Below are 20,955 nucleotides of genomic sequence, written 5' to 3' on the forward strand. Positions count from 1 at the left end.
TCGCTGACCCCACCGCCCCGGAACATCTGGTCCGGGGTGGTGGTTGGCTACTGGTGTGCATGGTGAATACAAGGTGCCCGGTGGGAAGTTGGTTGTTGCTGATCTCGAGGTCGTCGGGGAGGTGGTGCGGCGGGGGCGGATCAGTGGGGACTTCTTTCTCGAGCCGGATGATGCGCTGGAGCGGATCGACGGGGCGCTGGCCGGCGTAGCGGTGGGGGCTCCGGTGGCGCAGATCGCTGCCCGGGTGCGCGGGGTGCTGGGGGACGGGGTCGAGATGGTCGGGTTCTCGCCCGAGGCGGTGGCGATCGCCGTACGGCGTGCGTTGACCGGGGCCACGGCGTGGACCGATCACGCGTGGGAGTTCGTCCACGACGTACCGCGGGAGCCGGCGCTGCAGATGGCGCTGGACGAAGTGCTGGCCGAGCAGGTCGGGTCGGGGGAGCGGGCGCCGACGTTACGGATCTGGGAGTGGGCGTCGAACGCGGTCATCATCGGCAGCTTCCAGTCGCTGGCCAACGAGGTCGACCTGGCCGGCGCCGCCAAGCACGACGTGACGGTGGTACGCCGGATCAGCGGCGGCGGGGCGATGTTCGTCGAACCCGGTAACACGATCACCTATTCGCTCTACGTTCCCGAGTCGCTGGTCTCCGGGCTGTCCTTCGTCGACTCGTACGCGTTCCTGGACGACTGGGTCGTCGGCGCGCTGAACGAACTGGGGATCGCCGCGACGTACCAGCCGATCAACGACATCACCTCGCCGGCGGGCAAGATCGCGGGTGCCGCGCAGAAGCGGTTCGCGGGCGGCGCCGTACTGCATCACGTGACGATGGCGTACGACATGGACGCCACCAAGATGCTCGAGGTGCTGCGGATCGGCCGCGAGAAGATGTCGGACAAGGGCACCAAGAGCGCCAACAAGCGGGTCGACCCGCTGCGCAGCCAGACCGGCCTCGAACGCGCCGAGGTGATCAAGCGCCTGGTCGGTACGTTCGCCAACCGCTACGGCCTCGACGACGCCACCATCGACGACGAGACGGTCGCGGAAGCGCAGCGCCGTGTCGAGTCGAAGTTCGGCACAGAGGCCTGGCTCACCCGAGTCCCCTGACCGGTACGCCGGTACGCCGTGCGCAGATGAGCGGTACGCCGGTACGCCGGTGGGCCGGCTGGGGGCGGGCAGCGTTCGTTGCCCGTTCGGGCAAGACCTGGTGGGGGCGGCGCGGCTACCGTTCGAGGTATGGCTGACCGGCCGCGCCGTGTCCAGGACGCCCGTGCGACCAAGCCGGTGGCCGGGCGGCACCAGCCTGCGCCCGCACCGCCGGAACACGAGCTGGCCAGACTCCAGCGGCAGGTCGGCAACCGGGTGGTGGCCGACTTCGTCACCTCGCTGGCCGTGCAGCGGCTCAAGGAGGGGGACGGACCCTCGCACGACGTCGGCGTGATCCAGCAGCAGCTGAACCTTGTCAGTGGCGTGGCCCGGCTAGCGATCACCGGCCGCTTCGATCCGGAGACAACCGCGGCCGCGAAAGCGTTCCAGCGCAAGCTGATCGCCGAGAAGGTGGCCGGTGTCGTCGAGGACGGCATCGTCGACGGGGTCACTCATGCCCAGCTGAAGACCCGGGCGCCGTCGGTCGCGATCAGTGGGACCGACACTGTCGTCGTCGGGCCGGGCAACACCCAGGTTCCGCTCAATCCTGCACTCGGAACGCACAAGCAACTGCAGGCCGGTGCGAAGGGCGTGGCCGTGAAGGAACTGCAGGACCGGCTCAACCACAGTGGCGCCACCACCGGCAAGAAGCTGGTCATCGACGGCATCTTCGGGACCAAGACCGACGCGGCGCTGAAGGAGTTCCAGACCAGCGTCAAGGTGGCCGCGAACGGCGTCGCGGACCCGGGGACCTGGGCGAAGCTGGAGACGGCGGGTGCCGCGAGCCAGGGGCACGTCGAGTTCGACTGGCGCGAGGAGGTGGAGGGCGTGAAGAACGTGGGGCTCCGCGCGGCGTACGACTGGAAGCTCTCCAAGACCGCGCTGTCGATCAGCGTCGGCATCACCTTTACCAAAAAACAGGCCGGGGTCGACGCGAAGATCAGCCAGTGGCTGAGCGACATCAAGGAGATCTGGAGCACCTTCAAGGCCGTCAACCACAGCGACCCGAAGAAGAAGAGCATGAACCTCGACTTCAAGGCCGTTCGCGGTGGCGGGGATCATGCGGTCGACGTGTTCCGGTTCGACCCAGCGCTGCCGAAGAAGCAGCGCGGAGACAGCCGGTCGAACTCGGGCACCTGGTACACGATCGATCCTCGGCGCTCGATGGCGCCGCACGAGTTCGGCCACCTGATCGGGCTGGCCGACGAGTACAACCGGACCGAGGACCACTACGTGGCGACCACCGGTGAGGAGCCCGACGTCGCCGACCCGGCCGGCGTGGCTGCGGACGGCACCAAGCTCGCCACGAACATCAAGGCCAACCTGCCGCTGACCGACGTACTGGCGGCCCCGATCGCCGCCAGCGACGACAAGCGCTGGGGCGCCAAACTGGCCGCGGTGGTGAACGGCGCGCTGGGGGAGAAGCAGGGTGGATTCTCCCGGTTCGTGGCGCAGCAGTACGCGAAGGCGAACGCAGGGGCCTCGGTCTACAACGACATCCAGGCGGCGTTCAACGCCAAGGCCGTCACCGGGTTCCAGGAGAACTTCCGGCTCGCGGTCACGCCGTTCCTCTATTCCAACAGGAGCCTGATGGGGACCATGGAAACCACACCGGCCAAGGGCGGCGGCGGTCTGAAGGCCGCCGATCACGAGCACCCGATCGAACCGCGGCACGTGCAGCCGTACGTGAACCTGCTGGCGCGGGAATGGACCCTGCAGACCGGTGCTGCCGATGTCTGGAAGCCGGAACGCCGATGACCGTGCGACTGACCCTCAGCAACTACGGCTCGTCGACATTGGAGCTCGGGCTCGTTGTCGACGACGACGGTCACGTCACCGGCTGGCAGACCGAGGGCTGGCGAGTCGGGCGCTTCGCCCGAGACCTGACGACGAAGGAACGCACCGCCCTCGCCCACGCCCTGGACTCGGCCCGAGCCACCGCGCGAGCCGCGACGGACTCGGCTGCGGGGGCTGAGCCGGTGGTGCGGGCGCCCAGCGGGTCGATCGAGCAGTTGGTCGCGGACGACCTGCCGGACGCCACCTTCGCGTCGAACGCGAGCCCGCCCCCGGGGTACGAGGAGCTGGTTCGCGTACTGCGTGGCTTCCGCGAGGACCTCGCCGATTTCCCGTCGGCAGCGATCGAACTGACCGTCACCGGTACGCCGGTCCGCGTCGCGCTCCGGCACGTCGGCAGCGAGCCGATCGACGTCCGCACTGCGGGCGAGCTTCGGATCGAGGCGCTCAGCTACGACAAGGACTACCTGATCGTCGACCGCGAGCTTCAGACCGTCGAACCTCCCGAGCTGGACGGTGCTGTGTCTGCCGGCTGGGAACTCGGCCTCGTCGATCAGCTGTCGTTGCCCAAGGCACCTAAAGGCGGGTTCTCGAGTGTCACGGTCGGTCCACTGCGGGTCGACTCGATCGGCGACGGTGTGCTGCGGAAGACCGAGTTCAGTTGGGGGAGCGAATGACCGGTGGGGGCAAGTCGATCGAGTCGGTGCTGGCCGCAGTACAAGAACCGACGGGTACTGCGGTGCGCCTGTCCGAATCGCCGTTGTGGGATCGGCAGCGGACGTTCTACGACCGGGGTGCGCCGGAGATCTGGGGCGGAGGCGACGTACCGCACGGCATCACCGGCAATCCACGGATCGCGAACACCTATGCCCGGATCGCGTTGGAGTTCCTGCGATCCACCGCGGTTTCGCAGGGTGCCGAGGAGGTGCCACACCTTGTCGAGTTCGGCGGTGGGACGGGGCGGTTCGCCTATCTGTTCGTGCGGCAGTTGCGAGCGCTCGCTCCCGGTCTGCGGTTCACCTACGTGGTGACCGACTTCGCGGCCGAGCGAGTGAGCGCGTGGGCAGCCCACCCGTCGTACGGGCCTCTCATCGAGGAAGGACTGATCGACTTCGCCGTCCTCGACGCCGATCGGCCCGGCCCACTGGAACTGCTCGTCTCCGGCCGGACCATCGGCGCAGGGTCGCTGCGCGCACCGGTGATCGGGATCGCCAACTACGTGTTCGACACCCTGCGGCACGACTGCTTCGCGCTCCGAGGCGGCGACCTGCTGGAGCTCAAGGTGGCCGCGGGGGAAGAGTCGATCGACTGGGAAACCGGGGCGTGTGAGCCGATCGACGCGGATCTCGCCGCTGTCCTCGACCATTACCGGGAATGGCTCGACGACACCGCTGTGCTCGCCCCGGTCGGCGGGATGCGCTGCCTGGAGTTCCTGGCCGGGCTGACCGCCGGCCCGAGCCTCGCGATGGTCGCCGACAAGGGTCATCGCACCCGAGCAGAGCTGTGCTCCTATGAGACTCCCGCGGTGGTGTTCCACGGCAGCGCGTTCTCGCTGATGGTCAACTTCGACCTCCTGGCCCGCTGGGTCCGACGACGCGGCGGCGTCGGCATCCTGCCCGCCGAACCCGCGAACAGCCTGGTGGTCGGCGCCTTCGTCCAAGGACCGGTGGCCGAACCGGAGCGATTCACTACCTGGGTTCAGGACCAACTGGTCGATACCGGTCCGGACAACACGTTCAGCCTGCGCCCACTCCTCGGTACGGCGGCTGCGCTGTCGCTCGAGGCGATGCTGGCGAGCCTGCGGTTGTCGCGCTGCGATCCCACCTTGCTGATCGAGTTCCTGCCGGCGTTGCTGGACGTGCTTCCGGGTGCGCCCGAGGTGACCAAGCTGGAGATGCAGCGGATCCTCGGCCAGGTCTGGGACAACTACTTCCCGATTGGCGAACCGATCGACGTGGCGTTGTGCCTGGGGTTGCTGCTGTCGGCGATCCAGCGCTTTCCCGAGGCGATCGAGTTCCTCGAACTCTCGGTCAAGGAACATCCGGCGAGTGCGCCGGCGGCGTTCGCGATGGCCGTGGCGCGGCGTGGGATGCGGGACCTGCGGGCGGCCCGGGAGTCGGTGGAGCGAGCGCTACAGCTCGAGCCCGGGTTCTCGGAGGCGCGCTCGTTGCGGGCCATGCTCGCCGAAGAACTCGCCGGGGCGTTCTGATGTTTCGCGAGGTGCTCGGGTTTCTGGCGGCCGACGGCTGGCCGGTCGCGCCGGATACTTTCGACGGCGTTCCGTGTATCCGGACCCGGTTCGCCGGCACCGACGACGCCTGGGACTGCCGGGCGCGCCCGTACGACCCGTTCGGGCAGCTCGCGTTCGAGTCGGTCCTGCCGCTGACCGTGGGCCCTGAGCACCTCGACGCCGTCACCCAACTCGTCGTCCGGGCGAACTGGCGCCTGCTCACCGGCGCGTTCCAGCTCGACCTCGACAGCGGCGAGCTCGTCTTCCGGACGATGGTCTTCCTCTCCGACGGGGTCGAACTGCCCGAAGCGCTGTGCCGTGGGCTTGTCTACAGCAACGTTCTGACCGTCGATCGTTGCCTGACCGAGTTCAAGGCGGCCGCCGCGGGCGACGACCCGATCCAGGCGTACGAGCGGCTCGCGCTCTGAGCTGATTGCGGCTGCGGCGACGGGGTACCTGGGCGGCAGGTGGAAAGGAGAAAGGACATGCCTGCTGGTTCGAACAAGAAGCGCGAACGGCAGTACGAGCACATCAAGGCCGGACTGAAGAAGCGCGGCCGGAGCGAGGACCTGGCCGAGGAGATCGCCGCCCGCACCGTCAACAAGGAACGCGCCCGTGCAGGTGAAGCGAAGGAGTCGAGCCGTAGCTCGACCCACGACATCTCCTCCAGCCGCCGCGGCGGGTTGCGGTCGCACAGCGGCTCGAAGGGCCGGACCAAGGCGCAGCTCTACAACGAGGCCAAGCAGAAGAACATCAAGGGCCGCTCGACGATGAACAAGGCCGAACTGGCCAAGGCGGTCGGCAGGTAACCGCCACCCCCAGTACGCCGTACCGCCGGCCACGGCCGGCGGTACGTGCACGTCCAGCCACCTCACCCCTGCGCGATCCACCGCATCCTGTGCCTCACTATCACCGTTGGCGGGTGGCGGGTGGCGGGTGGCGGGTGGCGGGCGGCAGGGGTGAGCGACGCTCAGTTACTTCGCCACTACGCATTCACGAAGGTTTTGCTGAGGTGGTGAAACACTTGCGGGCTCCCCGGCGATAGACAGGGTGGGGAGAGGAGCTCTGACAGTGCTGGGGACTGACGTTGCACGACGGCTGATCGCGCTGCTCCGGATCGTGGAGCGGACGGCTGGTGACCACGCGGACGTGGTCACCGACGATGCGTTGCTGGACGCCTGGTTCGGCCGCCGCGCGCCCGGGATCCAGCCGGAAATCCCCTGACCCGGCTGCCGCCGAACAGTAATACCGAAGTTATGCATCGGGTGCTGCGGGACCGGCGTCGAGGATGCATCATATGACCGTGGATCGCTCCAGCGACGCGGGCGCCCTTGGTATCGAGGCATGCCTGGAGTCCGACATGTTCAACCCCGCAGAGTTTCCGACTGCCGACGTCTTCGCGCGGCTGGCGACGGAACTGCACGACTCCGACGGGGTCACCGAGACTGTGGACGCGGTCGTGGAGTTCGCCCTGCGGGCGCTGAACTGCAGTCACGCCGGTGTGATGTTCGCGGTCCGGGATGGCCGGCCACAGGTCGCGGCGGTCAGCGATCCGGTGATCGAAACGGTCTACGAGTTCCAGATCGAGGCCGGCGAGGGCCCGATGATCGATGCCCTCAGCAACGGAGTGGTCGTGCACATCCCGGATGCCAAGGTCGATCCGCGCTGGCCGCGCTGGTCCGAACTGCTCGGCGACCTGGGCATCCACTCCGTGCTGCATCTTCCGCTGGTGGTCTCCGACCGGACCGGTGGCGTCCTCAGTGTGTACAACACGATGCCGGACGCGTTCAGCACCGACGACGAGGCGGTCGCGCACATCCTGGCCCGGCACGCGGCGGTGGCGGTGGCCTCGGCCCGCGAAGAGGCGAACCTGGCGCAGGCGGTCGACGCGCGCAAGCTGATCGGGCAGGCGATGGGCATCTTGATGGAGCGCTTCGACCTGGACGCCGACCGGGCGTTCGAGGTGCTCCGGCGCTACTCCCAGCACGGCAACATCAAGCTCCGCGAGGTAGCCCAGCAACTCGTCGACACCCGCAAGCTCCCGCGCTCCTAGCAGCCCGTACCGCGGCTCGTACCGCGGCTCGTACTGCGGCTGGTACTCGGTCAGCCGGGGCTCTTCGAGTTGTCCTTCTCGGGTTCGTTGCCCCAGCGGCCGCCGCCCTCGCCGCGCATCTCCATCGACAACGCCATCACCGTCGCCCGCGCGATGCTGCTGATGCCGAAGTAGCCGAGGCTGTACGGCTCGATGAGCGCGCCCGCTTCCCAATACGGAACGCGCTGGGCGCCGTACTTGACGTAACGGACCGCGGGCTCGTCACCGGCCTTCACCCGGGCGGCGCACTGGGTGCAGGACGGCACCCGGCGCGTTCCACCGCTCGACGGCGTCCATTGGATGTCGACGACCGACGGGCCGTGTTGCGGATTGAAGAAACAAGGCGATCGGCGCTCCGGTACCGGTTGTCCCGCGACACGGGCGCGGACGCAGGAGAGCGCGTACCGGCCTTCCGCCAGCGCGTCGACGACCGCACTGATCGCGTCGGGGGTCTGCAGGTGCGCGACCCGGCGGCCGGCGGACTCGTAGGAGTCGAGCGCGCGCTGGTAGTCGTGCCTGGTGTCCACATCGAGTTCGCGGCCGGCGACGACGAGATCGAGACGGCCGAGTTCCTCACCGAACTCGGTGACGTCCTCGTCGGCGACCTTACGGATCTCCGCCAGTTCAGCCGCGTCCGACCGGCGAGCCGCTCGCCGGTCCCACAGATAACGTCCCGCCAAAGCGACGCCGCCGCCCCCCAGCAGGAACACCAGCCACTCCATCCACCGATGGTAGCCACGCAAAACCAGCCGGGCACGACCTCAGCGTGCCGCCCAGCGCGGATCGCAGGCCGCGCCGGCTAGTGGCCGATCGTGATGTCGTCGAGGTAGAGCGAGTCGCCCGAGCTGCCGGAACCCACCAGATAGGCGGTGACCGTGGCACTGCCGGCCGGCGCGGTGACGTGAGCGGTCGCCTGTTGCCAGCTTGAGGTCAGGTCGGGCAACGCCACCTCGTCGGCCTGGAGAAGGTTGCCGTTGGCATCGAGCCACTTCACCTGGAGCCTCGGACGAAGGCCGCTGCCCGAACCGAGTTTTCCCCACAAGGAGAGGATCTTGACCCCCGGCGAGGTGCTGAAGCCCGGCCAGTTGCCCAACTGGACGCCCCAGCCCCACGGATCGGTGACCGCGATCCGCAGACTGGCCGATCCCGTGTGCGCTACCGTCTGGTCCCGGCTGATGCCCGCGCCGAACCAGCTGGTCCATTGGCCGATCGATCCTTCGAGGCCGGCCGTGTCGGCGTCCAGGTCGTTCCTGTTCGTGCTGCCGCCCGTACTGCCGCCGTCCTGGTTGTACGGCGCGGCTCGCCAGGTCGCGTAGTCGATCGTCTCGCCGTAGCCCTTCGCGAACCGCCAGCCGCCGGAGTACCGGTTGTCGTGGAACGAGTTGCCGTTGTGGAACATCACGTCGTTCTGGATGCCCGCGACGGTGTACGGCGACCAGGGGATGTTGTCGGCGCCGGTGGCGAAGAGCGCCTGGACCCCGCAGAAGGTGCCGGCGCACGGGACGACGGCCGGGTCGAAGGCGAAGTCGTTGTCGCTGATCTCGATGTTCTTCGACCGCCAGCGGCAGTCGTTCGTGTACGGCGCGGTCGCGATCGCCGTGTAGCAGAGGTGGTTCCAGCTGACCGGATCGGGATAGTCGGGGTTGCGTGGCTCGGCGGGGATCAGGGTCGGGTGCACGAAGGGAGTGCAGTACCCCGTACTGGTGTTGCCGTTGGAGTTGCAGAACCGGTTGGCGTTCTCGAAGATCGAGACCCCGGAGAAGTTGTCCTCGAAGCTGTTCGCGTAGATCCGGATCTTCGCCGCGCCGCTGGTCGTACTGCGGAGTCTCGCGTCGCCGCCGGATTCGGACAGGTAGATCGCCGGGCCGGGGGAGCCGAGGTTCTTGCGGCCGCTGACCCAGGCGTTGCGGGCGATCCGGTTGTTCCGGATGGTCGCGTTGTAGCTGATCTCGTACCAGATCCCCTCCCCGTCGTTGGCCTCGATCGTGTTGCCGTCGAAGAGGAAGTCGATGTTGTTGGTATCGGCCCACAACCCGGTACCACGGTTGTCGTGCACCCAGTTGGCCGTCACCCGCGCCCCGAGCACGTCCCAGAACTTCCCGCCGCCGGTACAGCCGCAGTACTCGACCCGGCTCTCCCAGTCGTCGGTGTTGTTGCCGGTGATCTCGTTGTGGTCGAGGGTGATCTCCTTGATCGCCGAATCGCCCTCGATCGGCGGCCGGAACATGCTGAAGCCGTACTGGCCGTTGTCCCTCAGGCAGTTGTCGGCGAGCAGGTTGCCGGAGCCGAGGAAGACGCCGGCGCCGTCGTTGCCGGCGACGGTGTTGAACCGGATCGTCCATTCGGGCCCGGAGTCGTGGTTGACGACACCGGCGTTGAAGTTGTCCAGGCCGCGGCCGAAGTTCTTGATCGTCAGATACTTCACCGTCACCCCGGCGACCTCACCGGTGAACGCGTAGAGGTTCTTGTGCTGCCCGTCGAGCACAGCGCCGGGCGCGCCGACGTACGTCGTACCGGCGCGGGCGATGATCTGACCGTAGATGTCGTCGCCGAGGGTGTGGGTTCCCGGCGCGAACCACAGCGTCGCACCCGGACGGTTGAAGTCGAAGGCGGAGTTGTCTCCGGCCGGAACCGTGACCGCTCCTGCCGGGGGAGTGGCCGGCCCGTCGAGCAGGCCTGAGTTGCCGCAGATCTGGGCCGGGGGAGTGGCCGGCCAAGTGGTGGCGGTGACGAGAGCCGGGGCCGTGGGCTGGGCCGCTTCGGAGGGCAGCGGCAACGCTGTGAGGAGCAGTAGCAGGGTGGAGGCGGCGGTCGCCGTTCGGCGAAGGTGATTGAGCGGCACGCCGGCCCCCAGAGGTGAGGTGAATTTGTCGCAGCCTGGCACGGGACCGGTGCAGTCACAATGAATTCGATCAGGGTCGCAGGGTGGGTCACACCGATGGCCGGGGTTCGTGGGTACCCTGGCGGGCGCCGCTTGCCAGGTGGCCGACCGGATAGGAGACGATGTCCACCGTGACCTCACGACGTACCCAGGACTCTCAGCCGCGGTCGGCGCCGACAGAGGTCGATCCGGCCGTCGCGAGCCTGAGTGTCGGCCTGGGTGGTGTGGCCGGCCGGTTCGCCCGGCTCGGTGGCTCGTGGTGGACCCCGCTGCGGATCGCGCTCGCGGTCTGCACGATCACCTTCGCGCTCGGCGTACTGCAGAAGGCGCCCTGTATGGCGAACGGCTGGGACCGGCAGGACTGGCGGCCGTTCAAGGCGCTGTGCTACTCCGACATCGGCTACCTCTATCAGGAGCGCGGCTTCGCCGAGGGCAACCGGCCGTTCCTGGACACCGGCAACTATCCGGTCCTGGAGTACCCGGTGCTGACCGGTGGGTTCATGGAGGTCGCCGCGAAGATCACCTGGCAGATCACCGGTGATCCGAAGAAGGACCTCACCCCCGAGCAGAAGCGCGACACGGCCGGCGTCTTCTTCGTCGTCAACGTCGTGATGCTGTTCCTCTGCACCCTGCTGCTGGTCGGCCTCACGGTCGGGACCGCGCGGGGCGTCGCCTCCCGCCCCGGCGCGGCGCGGGGCCAGCCACTCGACGCCCTGTACGTCGCGGCCGCCCCGGTGCTGGCCTTCACCTCGACGATCAACTGGGACCTGTTCGCCGTCGTTCTCACGGCCGGCGCGATGTATGCGTGGTCGCGGGGCAAGCCGATCTGGTTCGGCATCCTGCTCGGGCTCGGGACCGCGGCCAAGTTCTACCCGTTCCTGCTGCTCGGCCCGCTGCTGATCGTCTGCATCCGGGGCCGGAAGCTGTGGCCGTGGTTCCAGGCGACGGTGGCCGCGATCTTCGCGTGGGGTGTGGTGAACGCGCCGATCTACCTGCTGGCCAAGAACGAGTGGATGTCGTTCTGGGTCTTCAACGACGAACGCGAGAGCGATTACGGCTCGATCTGGTACGTGCTGAAGCTGGCCAAACACGAGGTCGCCGACGTCAATCAGCTCAACATCGTCATCTTCGCCGGGCTGTGCCTGTCGATCGCGATCCTGGGGATGATGGCGCCGAGACCGCCACGGTTCGCGCAACTGGCGTTCTTGGTGGTCGCCGCGTTCCTGCTGGTCAACAAGGTCTACTCACCGCAGTACGTGCTGTGGCTGTTGCCGCTGGTCGCGCTCGCCCGGCCGAGGTTGCGCGACTGGCTGATCTGGCAGGCCTGCGAGTCGTTCTACTGGATGATGGTCTGGCTGCATCTGGCCCAGTTCCTGGCGCCCGGGCAGCCGGAGGCGCCGGACAAGATCTACTGGTTCGCGGTGATCCTCCGGATGGCAGGGACGCTGTGGTTGATGCTGGTCGTCAGCCGCGACATCCTGCTGCCCGAGAAGGACCCGGTCCGCCAGGGCGACCTGGTCGACGACCCCAGCGACGGCGTGGTCTCCGACCTGCCGCCGCGGCAACTGGATCCGGCGCACGCCTGAAAGCAAGAAACAAAGGACAGAAGAAAGGAAGGCGCAGGAAAGGGCGGCAACTGGATCCGGCGCACGCCTGACCAGGCGCGCTCGTTACAGGTTGAGTTTGGAGACGTCGAGGTTGCCGCCGCTGATCACCGCGGCGGTCAGGCCGGTCAGTTCGACCTTGCCTTCGAGTAGGGCGGCGAAGGAAGCGGCCGCTGCTGGTTCGAGGGCGAGTTTGGTGCGTGACATCACCAGCCGGGTCGCCTCGATCAGGGCGGCCTCGCCGACGCGGACCATTTGATCGACGTACTGGCGGATGATCGGGAAGTTGTGCGTGCCGCAGACCGGCGCGGCGAGGCCGTCCGCGACGGACTTCGCGGTGGCGAGCTTCTGCGGCGCACCTGCCTCGAGGCTGCGGCTGACCACATCGGCGGTCTCCGGCTCGATCCCGATCACGCGGACCGCGGGCCGGAGCAACTTGATGCCCAGCGCGACGCCGGAGATCAGACCGCCACCGCCGACCGGCACGAGCACGGTCTCGAGGTCGGGGGCGTCGGCGAGCAGTTCGAGCGCGAGGCTGGCATGCCCGGTGATCACGTCGAGATCGTCGAACGGATGAACCCCGGTCAGCCCGCGCTCGTCCCGGATCGACTCGTACGCCGCGATCAGATCGCCCTCGACGAGTTCCACCCGCGCGCCGTACGCCCGGGCCGCGTCGATCTTGGCCGCTACGGCGGTCTTCGCCATCACCACGGTCGCCGGTACGCCGGCGTCGCGGGCAGCCCAGGCGAGCGCGCCGGCCGCATTCCCGGCGGACACGGTGATCACGCCGCGCTCGCGTTCGCCGGGCGTCAGCTGAAGGGTCTTGTGGAGCAGCCCACGCACCTTGAAGCTACCGGTCTTCTGGAACAACTCGGCCTTCAACGTCAGCCGGGCGCCGAACAACTCGTCCAGCGCGGACGACTCGACCATCGGCGTACGGTGAATCCGCCCCTGGAGTCCGGCGGTTGCTCGGCGGATGTCCTCTAGGGTCGGCATACCCCGACCCTAGTCGGCCCGACTCATCGGCTGCCCGTTGGTCAGCTCAGTCGGCCGGCGACGGCGGTGGCCAGCTGGGTGGCGGCAGGTGGGTGCTGGGGGAAGAAGAGGTAGGGCTCGATGAGTTCGAGTTCCATCAGGAGGAAGCGGCCGGCCGCGACCACGCCGTCGACGCGGGCGTAGACCGGCGGGGTACGGGTGTCGACCGCAGCCAGGACGGCGTCGGCAGCAGCCCGTACTGCGGGCGTCGGGTCGGCCGACTCGGCAGTGCCGCCGAAGTCATCCTGCACCCGGTAGTCACCGTCGGCGGGCCGCTTGAGGACCGCGTGGCTGAACTCGCCGTCGAGGTAGATCAGCGACCACTCGCCCTCGGACTGGATCTCCGGCAGGAACGGCTGCACCAGATAGACGTCCGCCGGCAACTCGTCGATCGCGGCGTCCAGTTCGCTGGAGCCGGCCAGACCGCGCACGGTGTTGCGCGCGCTGGCGCTCACCGTCGGCTTGATCACGATCTCCTGGCCGCTGAGCCCGGCGACCACCTCGCGCAGGCACGCACCGGCCGCCACCTGCGACGGCACGATCGCGACGCCGCGCTCGCGGAGCTCCAGCAGGTACCGCTTGTCGCCGTTCCAGCGGACCAGGTCGCTGTCGTTGAGCACCGGTACGCCGGCCTTGTCGAGCTGGCCCAGCCATTCGGTGAACTCGAGATAGCGGGTCTGGTAGTCCCAGACCGACCGGAGCAGCACACCGTCGTACGCCGACCAGTCCACCGACGGGTCGGTCCACACCTGAACGACCGGGTCGAGGCCTGCGGTCTGCAGCGCTGCCACCAGCGGCAGGTCGTGCGCGTGCAGGTCCGCGTGGTCGGCGGAGGTGGCCAGAGCAATGCGTTTAGTCACGCGGATCAGTGTCGGAGCGCTTCGACCGGGACGTCAAACTCTCTTCCGGCGTTCGGACGGTGACGCAGTGCGACCGTGGCGACGACGACCGTCGCTGCGGCGAGGTGGATCAGCCCTTGCCGCAGGTCGTGCCCGAAGCTTGCGTAGGCCAGGTAGGCGGCCACAGGAACGACCAGCCATTCGAGTCGCCCGGCGAGCACAGCGAGCGCGATCAAGGGCAGCCCGTACCACGGGTAGGTGGGCGTCGTGATCAGCAGCGCGCCGCCGTACAGCCAGCAGCAGGTGACCGCGATCGGCTCGCGGCCGTGCCGGTAGATCGCGAGCACGGCGAGGCTGACGGCTAGGAGAGCGGCGGCGAGCTGGCGGGCCTCAGGAGGCAGTACCAGCGCGAGAATCGCTGATCTCGAGCTGCCGTCGGAGAACCCTTCCTGAGTCAGGTAGCCGGGCAGGAAGCCGACCACCAGAGTGCCTGCGGCCAGCAGGTGAGGGAGGTACGACGCGACGAAGGTGCCGAGGGCAACCAATGGCGTGCGCAACCGGCGAGAGGTGAAGGCAGGGAGCAGCAGGAGTGGCAGGAGCTTGACGGAGGCAGCGGCGCCGAGGAGTACTCCGGCAAGGACCGGTCTACGCCTGGCTGCTGCGATGACGGCCGCCACGATGAGCAGGGCGGCCAGGACGTCCACGTGGGCAGCGCTTCCGGCCTCCAAGGCGACGATCGGTGACCAACCCCACATGGCCGCCCAGCGTGGATCACGTCCACGACGGCGTAGTTCCGCGGCGAGTAGCGCTGTGAGTACTACGGCGAGCAGCGCTGCGGCCAACTGGAGTCCCAGGGTGCCCGCAGACCAAGGAGTGACCAGTGCGACTGCAGTGAAGAAGGCCTGGGCGACAGGCGGGTAGATGGTCGGCACACGCGGACGGTTGATCCTCGTGCGTGGATCGTCGGTGGAGAGTGCAGTGACAGCAGCGGGGTCGGGGGGGACGCGCGGTGGACCGACTACGCCTGACTTGTCGGTGGGGGAGAGGCCGGGGAAAAGCACTGGATCGCGTAGGCGAGCGAGTGCGTCGTCCAGGGGGACGTGTGAGTACGGCGAGCTCCCGGAGAGCTGGACGCGGCCGTCCCAGGCGTAGCGGTAGGCGTCGGTGCTGGTGATGGGCGCGGTGGTCAGGCCAGGCACCTGACAGAGCGCTGCGACCGCAACGACGTACAGGATCGCGTGGTCGCCTGCGGGATGTCTGGTGATCAGCCAGACGATTCCTGCGACTATTGCGAAGGCTGTGCAGAGCACAAGGTTGGGCCACCAGCTGGCGGACTCTGCGGCGATCACCCCGGCACTGGTGCCTGCTGTGAGCAGACCGGCTGTCACGAGTTTGAGCCTCATCGGCGGGCGGCTCTCAGCGGAGTCGAGGCGACTGCGGTGCTGCAGCGACGGAAGGTGAGGAACGCGCGGCCGTCAGCGCGCCAGTCCTCGGTGGCGAGGAGATCCGCGGCCAGCGCGTACCGCAGTACGGCGCGGCTGCCTACCCTTGCCCAGGGCAACGGATGCGAATGGCGGCTCGCGCTGCGCAGCACGATCGGCGCGGTGTCGTCCAGGTCGTCGTCGGGATCGACCTCGACGAGGACTAGTCCGTCCGGGCGAACCAGCTCCGCGCAGCGCCGTAGCAGCGCTTCCGGTGCGCCGCCGATGCCGATGTTGCCGTCCATCAGCAGCACACTGCCCCAGCGGCCTTCACCAGGCAGCGGTTCCTGCACCGGTCGCCGCAGGGCAGGTGCGCCTCGTTCGTTCGTCAGCATGACCGCCTGAGCGGAGATGTCGACGCCGAGTGCCGGGATACCCCGCTCGGCCAGGGCGGTGACGATCCGGCCGGGCCCGCAGCCGATGTCCAGGACCGGTCCCTCGCAGCGGCTCAAGGCCAAGCGGTCCACCGCATCGGCGGGGGCCTGCCAGCGGTCCACCGCTGACAATGATGCGACTGTGCGCCCATCGCTGCCGGTGGCAACGACCGGTGCGCCCTCCAGTGCCTTGTCGAAAAGCAACGAGGGGTGCGCCGTGTGCTGCAGTCGCCGGTGCAAGCGGGAGGTCCGCAGCTCGGGGTACGTCATCGCCAGCGCGGCCGCGTCAGCAGGCGTATCCATATCCCGCAGTCTCGACAGCAGCAGGACGCTGTAGCCCAGTGACTGCAGCCGGGCCAGCTGATCCGCGCCGGTGTGGTCGGTCGACATCGGTACGCCGAGCAGCGCACGGGCGTCGGGCCGGTGAAGCCCGATGCACCAGTAGCCGCCGTCTTCGGTCAAGCCGAGCACAGCGTCGTACTCCGTCCAGTCGGCTCGTAGCAACGCCGGTGTCACCTGCGGGGTGTCCATGCCGACCAGGAGCATCGGCGTACCGGCGTACGCGTCCTCGAAGGCGGCAGCGAGTCGTTCGTCGAGGCCGCCGCCGCGCTGCGGTACTACGGTGAACCCAGGCGGCGTCGACGTGGAGTCCCCGTCGAGCGCGAGTACCTTCCGGCGTACGCCGGTGGCGCGTACTGCGGCCAGCGTGTCGGCAAGGGAGGCCCTGGCGAGCGCGGCCGCCTCTGCGGGGGTGAACTCGGTCTGCAGGCGCGTCTTGACCCGCCCAGGCACCGGTTCCTTCGCTATGACGATCAATGTCCCGGCCGTCATCGACCGAGCACCTTCGTCATGTCCAGGACAGCGCGGGCGGCACCCAGCGGCGTACCGGTCACCTTGGAGCGGCCTGAGCGGGGCAGGTAGTCGACGTCCACCTCGGCTATGCGCCAGCCTGCGTCGGCTGCGCGGACGACTGTCTCCAGCGGGTAGCCCGATCGGCGGTCCACCAGCGCCAGACCGAGCAGTGCCTCGCGCCTGGCGGCCCGCATCGGCCCGAGATCATGCAGCCGTACGCCGGTACGCCGCCTGATCCGGCGGGACAACTCCGCGTTGGCGAGACGCAGGTGCCACGGCCAGACGTCGCGGGAGACGGGTCGGCGGCGACCGAGCATCAGGTCGATCCGCTTGGCCAGTACCGGTGCTGTGACGCGCACTAGCTGCTGTGGATCCAGCGACGCGTCCGCGTCGAGAAAGGCGACCACTGGCGCCGTCGCAGCCTCCAGACCCGCATGGCAGGCAGCGCCGTATCCACGGACGTCGCAGTCGACCACCGTGGCGCCCAGCATGGCCGCGAGGTCCGGCGAGCCGTCGGTGGAACCGTTGTCGACGACAACGGCCCGTACGCCGGCCGGAAGCCTGCCGAGCACCCATGGCAGGGCAGCGGCTTCGTTCAGGCACGGGAGGATGAGATCGACCTCTGCTGCTGGCACCCTTCGACCGTAGGGAAGATCGCGCTGCCGGCGGGCCGGATCGCGGCTACGGATCGCTTACGGCAGGTCATCGACCGCTCCTGCGTGGCACTCGGCAGGAGTTCGAAGATCTACTCTCGTGCCGTGGCTACTCGCGTACTTGTGGTGGACGACGACCCGACGGTGTCCAACGTGGTCTCGGCGTACCTGACGAAGGCCGGGTACGACGCCCGGGTCGTCGCCGACGGCGTACTGGCACTCGAGGTCTGGCAGCAGTGGAAGCCGTCGGTCGTAGTACTGGACGTGATGCTGCCCGGACTGTCAGGGCTCGATGTGCTCCGGCGGATGCGTGCTGCGGACGACGGCGCGGCCGTGATCATGCTGTCCGCGCGCGGTGAGGAAGAGGACCGGCTGGTGGGGCTGGAGGTCGGCGCCGACGACTACGTCGTGAAGCCGTTCAGTCCGCGCGAGCTGACGCTGCGAGTGCAGGCGATGTTGCGCCGCGAGGAGCGCCTGGGTGGCGTGGACCTCACGCCGACCAAGCTGACCGCCGGACCGATCACTGTCGACACGGCTGCCCGCAGTGCATTCCTGTCGGGTGCTGAGCTGTCCCTGACGCACCGCGAGTTCGACTTGCTGGCCTTCCTCGTCGCACACCCGGGCAAGGCCTATACGAAGGCGGAGTTGCTCCGGCGGGTCTGGGGCTGGGACTTCGGTGACTCCTCGACAGTGACCGTGCATGTCCGCCGGTTGCGGGAGAAGATCGAAGTCGATCCCTCCGACCCGCAGTTGGTGCTCACTGTCCCGCGCACGGGCTACCGGTTCGCAGGGGTGGCCGAATGAACCGCGACACGATGACGATCCTGGCGTTGACCACGCTGTGGACTCTGGTGGTCGCTGCGCTCGGTGGCGCGATCCTGTGGCAGTTCCGGCGTCGCTCACTGCGGATCACGATGATCGTCGCCGCGCTCGCCCCGATGGCGGCCGCGCTGGCCGCAGTACTGCAGAGCGTTCGGGCGATGTTCATCTCGCAGCACGACTCCCTGGTGGTGCTGTGGACACTGGCGTTCTCGGCCCTGCTGGGGCTGGCAATGTCGGTGCTGCTGGGGCACTGGATCACGACGGGCTCACGCGACGTCGGCCTTCGCCTGCGGCACCTCGGTACGTCTTACGAGCCTGCTGTCGTCGGTAGTAGGGGCAGCGTGCCTGCGGAGCTTGCTGCACTGACCGATGAGCTGGAGATGACCAGGAAGCGGTTGGCGGCGTCCTCCGAGCGGGAGCGCGCGCTGGAGACCAGCCGCCGAGAGTTGGTCGCCTTCATGTCCCACGACCTCCGTACGCCGCTCGCCGGGCTGCGGGCCGTCTCCGAAGGGCTGGAGGACGGCGTGATCGAGGACGTGCCCGGAGCGCTCCGGCAGATGCGGAGCACGGTCGACCGGATGACCGGGCTGGTGGACGACCTGTTCGAGCTGTCCCGATTGTCGGCCGCGCCGCCGCCGCGCCGCAGATCCGCGGTGAGCCTGCGGGAGTTGGCCGAGGACGTGGCGGGGGAGACGTGTGAGCACGCTCGGTCGGAGGGCGTCCTGCTGACCGTGGACGCGCCGGACGGCGACGACCGACTCGCTGTGCACGGGGACGCGGACGAGCTGACCCGCGCGGTGACGAACCTGGTCGGCAACGCGATCCGGCACACCGAACGTGGCGGGACCGTGCGGTTGTCGGTCGGTCGCGAGTCCGACGGCCGGGTCCGGCTGGCCGTGACCGACGGCTGCGGCGGTATCCCCGACGACGACCTCGAGCGCGTCTTCGACATCGGCTGGCGGGGTGACGAGCAGCGTACGCCGGCGAACAGCAGCACGGCCGGTAGTGCAAGCAGCAGTGGCGGCGGTCTGGGTCTGGCGATCGCGCGCGGCGTCGTCGAGTCCCACGAGGGCACCATCGGCGTCACGAACGTCGCGGGCGGCTGCGCCTTCCAGATCGACCTACCGCCGGTCCACGCCACCCCGTAGCAGGTCCGCGATTCCGGTGGCCAGGTCGTAGTCGGGTTTCCAGTTGAAGGCTTCACGGAGCCGAGCTGAGGATGCCGTGATGTGCCGGACGTCGCCGAGCCGGTAGTCACCGGTGACGACGGGCGACGGGCCGCCGTACGCGCGTGCGAGTTCCGCTGCGAGGTCGCCGATCGTGCGCACGGTCCCGCTGCCCACGTTGTACGCGGCGAACTCTGGGCTCTGGTCGAGTGCTTGGGTGGCTGCACCGACGGCACTGGCGATGTCGCGGACGTGGACGAAGTCGCGGCGCTGCCGACCGTCCTCGAAGACCCGCGGTGCCTCACCGCGCTCCAATGCGGAGCGGAAGAGCGCAGCGACCCCGGCGTACGGCGTGTTGCGCGGCATCCCCGGTCCATACACGTTGTGGAACCGCATGGCCGCAACCCGGCCGCCTGTCTCGCGAGCCCAGGCCGCGGCCAGGTGCTCGCCGTTGAGTTTGGTGGCGGCGTAGGTGTTGCGGGGATCTGTCGGAGCGGACTCGTCGACCAGTCCTGGGCTCAGCGGGTTGTCGCAGATCGGGCAGGGTGGCTCGAAGAGGCCGCGGTCGAGGTCCTCGATCCGGCGCGGACCGGGTGCCACGACTCCATGCCGATCGCACTCGTAGCGGCCTTCGCCGTACACGACCATCGAGCTTGCGTAGACGAGCTTGTGGATCTTGTGCCGGCCCATCGCGCGGAGCAGTACCGCGGTGCCGAGACTGTTGCTGCTGACGTAGTCGTCCATGTCGTCGAGATCCACGCCAAGGCCGACCTTCGCCGCAAGGTGGATCACCGCGTCGACGCCGCTGAGCGCATGGTCGACGGCTTCGGGGTCGCGGATGTCTCCGACGATCAACCCGTCCAGCTGCGGCCGATGCTGATGAACATCCGCGCGCAATGAGTCGAGTACGGCAATGTCGTAGCCGTCAGCAACTAGTTGGTGGTGGACGTGACGGCCGATGAAACCGGCGCCGCCGGTCAGCAGGACCCTCACCAGAGCTCCACCGCGGCAGTGCCGTCCAGTGAGTGCCTGCACTGGCAGTCCTCGTCCGGCTTGGGCAGTTTGCCGATCGCTTCGGCCAGGAGTCCTTTCAGCCGCTCGATGCTGCTACCGAAGACCGCGTAGACCTCGGCCTCCGTCACGCCGTCGCCGGTGGCGATGCCGGCGTCGTGATCGGTCACCACCGCGATGGAGGTGTAGCAGAGCGCCAGCTCCCGGGCGATCGATGCTTCCGGCGCGCCGGTCATGCCCACGACGGACCAGCCCTGCGCCGCGTGCCACCGGGACTCGGCGCGGGTGGAGAACCGCGGTCCGTTGATCACCACCATCGTCCCGCCATCCACGACAGCACCTTCGCCGGACCCGTGTTGGTTGCCAGTGGCAAGCACAACGGCGCGGCCGGTGGGGCAGTACGGGTCGGCGGGGGAGACGTGGACGACCGGGCGACCGTCGGCGTACACGGTGTGTTCGCGGCCCCAGGTGCGGTCGACGTACTGGTCGGGGACGACGAACGTGCCCGGGGTGAGTTCTGGTTCGAGCGAGCCGACCGCGCAGGGGGCCAGGATCTGGCGTACGCCGAGTTCGCGCAGGGCCCAGAGGTTGGCGCGGTAGTTCACCTGATGCGGAGGGAGGCGGTGATCTGCGCCGTGGCGGGGGATGAACGCGACTTCGCGGCCGTTCACCTCGCCGACCACGGGTGGTTCGCTCGGCCGCCCGAACGGGGTGTCGAGCTCGACCGGCCGCGCGCCGGACAGGAACGAGTAGAAGCCGGATCCACCGATCACACCGATTGCCGCCATACCGTCGACCCTAAGAGCCGCAGTCGCCCCGATTACCCGATTCGCGCCGACCGTCAGCACTCCGTAATCGCGTACCGACGGACAGGAGGTGCGTGCGCCGAGCCGCCGGATCCAGGCTCAGCCCGGCGCCGGCGAACCGCAGTACGGGCCGTACCTCCTGTCCGTCGGCACGGGGCGTCGGCACGGGGC

General features: G+C 68.6%; 20 protein-coding genes. 11 read left to right on the forward strand and 9 right to left on the reverse strand.

The features are described 5' to 3' along the window. The first annotated feature begins 55 nt into the window (after window positions 1–55). From DIZ26_RS04265 to DIZ26_RS04295, 8 genes are all read left to right on the forward strand, one after another. Window positions 56–1,105: a lipoate--protein ligase family protein gene (locus tag DIZ26_RS04265; RefSeq protein ID WP_112237923.1), complete on the forward strand. Its 1,050-nt coding sequence runs from the start codon at window positions 56–58 to the stop codon at window positions 1,103–1,105. A gap of 129 nt (window positions 1,106–1,234) precedes the next feature. After that, window positions 1,235–2,902 carry a peptidoglycan-binding domain-containing protein gene (locus DIZ26_RS04270; RefSeq protein ID WP_112237925.1) on the forward strand — a complete coding sequence of 556 codons (1,668 nt, stop codon included), beginning with the start codon at window positions 1,235–1,237 and terminating at the stop codon, window positions 2,900–2,902. Next, window positions 2,899–3,615, forward strand: a complete 717-nt coding sequence (locus DIZ26_RS04275; protein WP_112237927.1) for a hypothetical protein — start codon at window positions 2,899–2,901, stop codon at window positions 3,613–3,615. The genes DIZ26_RS04270 and DIZ26_RS04275 overlap by 4 nt, the downstream gene beginning before the upstream one ends. Beyond that, window positions 3,612–5,147 carry a hypothetical protein gene (locus DIZ26_RS04280; RefSeq protein ID WP_112237930.1) on the forward strand — a complete coding sequence of 512 codons (1,536 nt, stop codon included), beginning with the start codon at window positions 3,612–3,614 and terminating at the stop codon, window positions 5,145–5,147. Before DIZ26_RS04275 ends, DIZ26_RS04280 begins: the two co-directional genes overlap by 4 nt. Beyond that, on the forward strand, window positions 5,147–5,596 hold the full coding sequence (locus DIZ26_RS04285) for a YbjN domain-containing protein (protein ID WP_112237932.1): 450 nt from the start codon (window positions 5,147–5,149) through the stop codon (window positions 5,594–5,596). Before DIZ26_RS04280 ends, DIZ26_RS04285 begins: the two co-directional genes overlap by 1 nt. 57 nt (window positions 5,597–5,653) lie before the next feature. Further along, window positions 5,654–5,977 carry a plasmid stabilization protein gene (locus tag DIZ26_RS04290; protein WP_112237934.1) on the forward strand — a complete coding sequence of 108 codons (324 nt, stop codon included), beginning with the start codon at window positions 5,654–5,656 and terminating at the stop codon, window positions 5,975–5,977. A gap of 262 nt (window positions 5,978–6,239) precedes the next feature. Next, window positions 6,240–6,392, forward strand: a complete 153-nt coding sequence (locus tag DIZ26_RS37345) for a hypothetical protein (RefSeq protein ID WP_157979576.1) — start codon at window positions 6,240–6,242, stop codon at window positions 6,390–6,392. Between the two features lie 73 nt (window positions 6,393–6,465). Beyond that, entirely contained in the window at window positions 6,466–7,221 is a 756-nt protein-coding gene (locus tag DIZ26_RS04295; protein ID WP_332872713.1) for a GAF and ANTAR domain-containing protein, read from the forward strand. A 50-nt stretch (window positions 7,222–7,271) separates the two neighbouring features. Here the strand turns inward: DIZ26_RS04295 and DIZ26_RS04300 are convergent, their stop codons facing one another. Further along, complete coding sequence (locus DIZ26_RS04300; protein WP_112237936.1) at window positions 7,272–7,982, reverse strand: hypothetical protein; 711 nt, start codon at window positions 7,980–7,982, stop codon at window positions 7,272–7,274. A gap of 77 nt (window positions 7,983–8,059) precedes the next feature. Then, window positions 8,060–10,102 (reverse strand): right-handed parallel beta-helix repeat-containing protein, encoded by a 2,043-nt coding sequence (locus DIZ26_RS04305; protein WP_157979577.1) that lies wholly within the window; start codon window positions 10,100–10,102, stop codon window positions 8,060–8,062. A gap of 161 nt (window positions 10,103–10,263) precedes the next feature. On the opposite strand from DIZ26_RS04305, the gene DIZ26_RS04310 reads away from it, so the two are divergent. Next, window positions 10,264–11,727: a glycosyltransferase family 87 protein gene (locus tag DIZ26_RS04310; RefSeq protein ID WP_112237938.1), complete on the forward strand. Its 1,464-nt coding sequence runs from the start codon at window positions 10,264–10,266 to the stop codon at window positions 11,725–11,727. A gap of 84 nt (window positions 11,728–11,811) precedes the next feature. Here DIZ26_RS04310 and DIZ26_RS04315 read toward each other — a convergent pair whose 3' ends face one another. Genes DIZ26_RS04315 through DIZ26_RS04340 form a run of 5 tightly spaced genes read right to left on the reverse strand, consistent with a single transcriptional unit; the run spans window position 11,812 to window position 16,961 of the window. Next, window positions 11,812–12,741 (reverse strand): threonine ammonia-lyase, encoded by a 930-nt coding sequence (locus tag DIZ26_RS04315; protein ID WP_112237940.1) that lies wholly within the window; start codon window positions 12,739–12,741, stop codon window positions 11,812–11,814. Between the two features lie 41 nt (window positions 12,742–12,782). Then, window positions 12,783–13,640 carry an ATP-grasp domain-containing protein gene (locus tag DIZ26_RS04320; RefSeq protein WP_112237942.1) on the reverse strand — a complete coding sequence of 286 codons (858 nt, stop codon included), beginning with the start codon at window positions 13,638–13,640 and terminating at the stop codon, window positions 12,783–12,785. 5 nt (window positions 13,641–13,645) lie between these two features. Continuing rightward, entirely contained in the window at window positions 13,646–15,022 is a 1,377-nt protein-coding gene (locus DIZ26_RS04325) for a glycosyltransferase 87 family protein (RefSeq protein WP_112237944.1), read from the reverse strand. Further along, on the reverse strand, window positions 15,019–16,305 hold the full coding sequence (locus DIZ26_RS37770) for a DUF2064 domain-containing protein (protein WP_198675892.1): 1,287 nt from the start codon (window positions 16,303–16,305) through the stop codon (window positions 15,019–15,021). Before DIZ26_RS37770 ends, DIZ26_RS04325 begins: the two co-directional genes overlap by 4 nt. After that, on the reverse strand, window positions 16,302–16,961 hold the full coding sequence (locus DIZ26_RS04340; RefSeq protein ID WP_112237946.1) for a glycosyltransferase family 2 protein: 660 nt from the start codon (window positions 16,959–16,961) through the stop codon (window positions 16,302–16,304). The genes DIZ26_RS37770 and DIZ26_RS04340 overlap by 4 nt, the downstream gene beginning before the upstream one ends. Window positions 16,962–17,084: 123 nt before the next feature. Between DIZ26_RS04340 and DIZ26_RS04345 the strand changes: the two genes are divergently transcribed. Both DIZ26_RS04345 and DIZ26_RS04350 read left to right on the forward strand, forming a co-directional pair. Continuing rightward, complete coding sequence (locus DIZ26_RS04345) at window positions 17,085–17,783, forward strand: response regulator transcription factor (protein WP_112237948.1); 699 nt, start codon at window positions 17,085–17,087, stop codon at window positions 17,781–17,783. Continuing rightward, window positions 17,780–18,949 carry a sensor histidine kinase gene (locus DIZ26_RS04350; RefSeq protein ID WP_112237950.1) on the forward strand — a complete coding sequence of 390 codons (1,170 nt, stop codon included), beginning with the start codon at window positions 17,780–17,782 and terminating at the stop codon, window positions 18,947–18,949. Before DIZ26_RS04345 ends, DIZ26_RS04350 begins: the two co-directional genes overlap by 4 nt. On the opposite strand, the gene DIZ26_RS04355 is transcribed toward DIZ26_RS04350, so the two are convergent. Both DIZ26_RS04355 and DIZ26_RS04360 read right to left on the reverse strand, forming a co-directional pair. After that, window positions 18,923–19,960, reverse strand: a complete 1,038-nt coding sequence (locus tag DIZ26_RS04355) for an NAD-dependent epimerase/dehydratase family protein (RefSeq protein WP_112237951.1) — start codon at window positions 19,958–19,960, stop codon at window positions 18,923–18,925. The two genes, DIZ26_RS04350 and DIZ26_RS04355, sit on opposite strands and share 27 nt — an antisense overlap. Then, window positions 19,957–20,766, reverse strand: a complete 810-nt coding sequence (locus DIZ26_RS04360; protein WP_112237954.1) for an S-methyl-5'-thioadenosine phosphorylase — start codon at window positions 20,764–20,766, stop codon at window positions 19,957–19,959. The genes DIZ26_RS04355 and DIZ26_RS04360 overlap by 4 nt, the downstream gene beginning before the upstream one ends. Window positions 20,767–20,955: the final 189 nt, after the last annotated feature.

It is taken from the genome of Kribbella monticola (assembly GCF_003261635.1).
GTDB classification, from domain to species: domain Bacteria; phylum Actinomycetota; class Actinomycetes; order Propionibacteriales; family Kribbellaceae; genus Kribbella; species Kribbella monticola.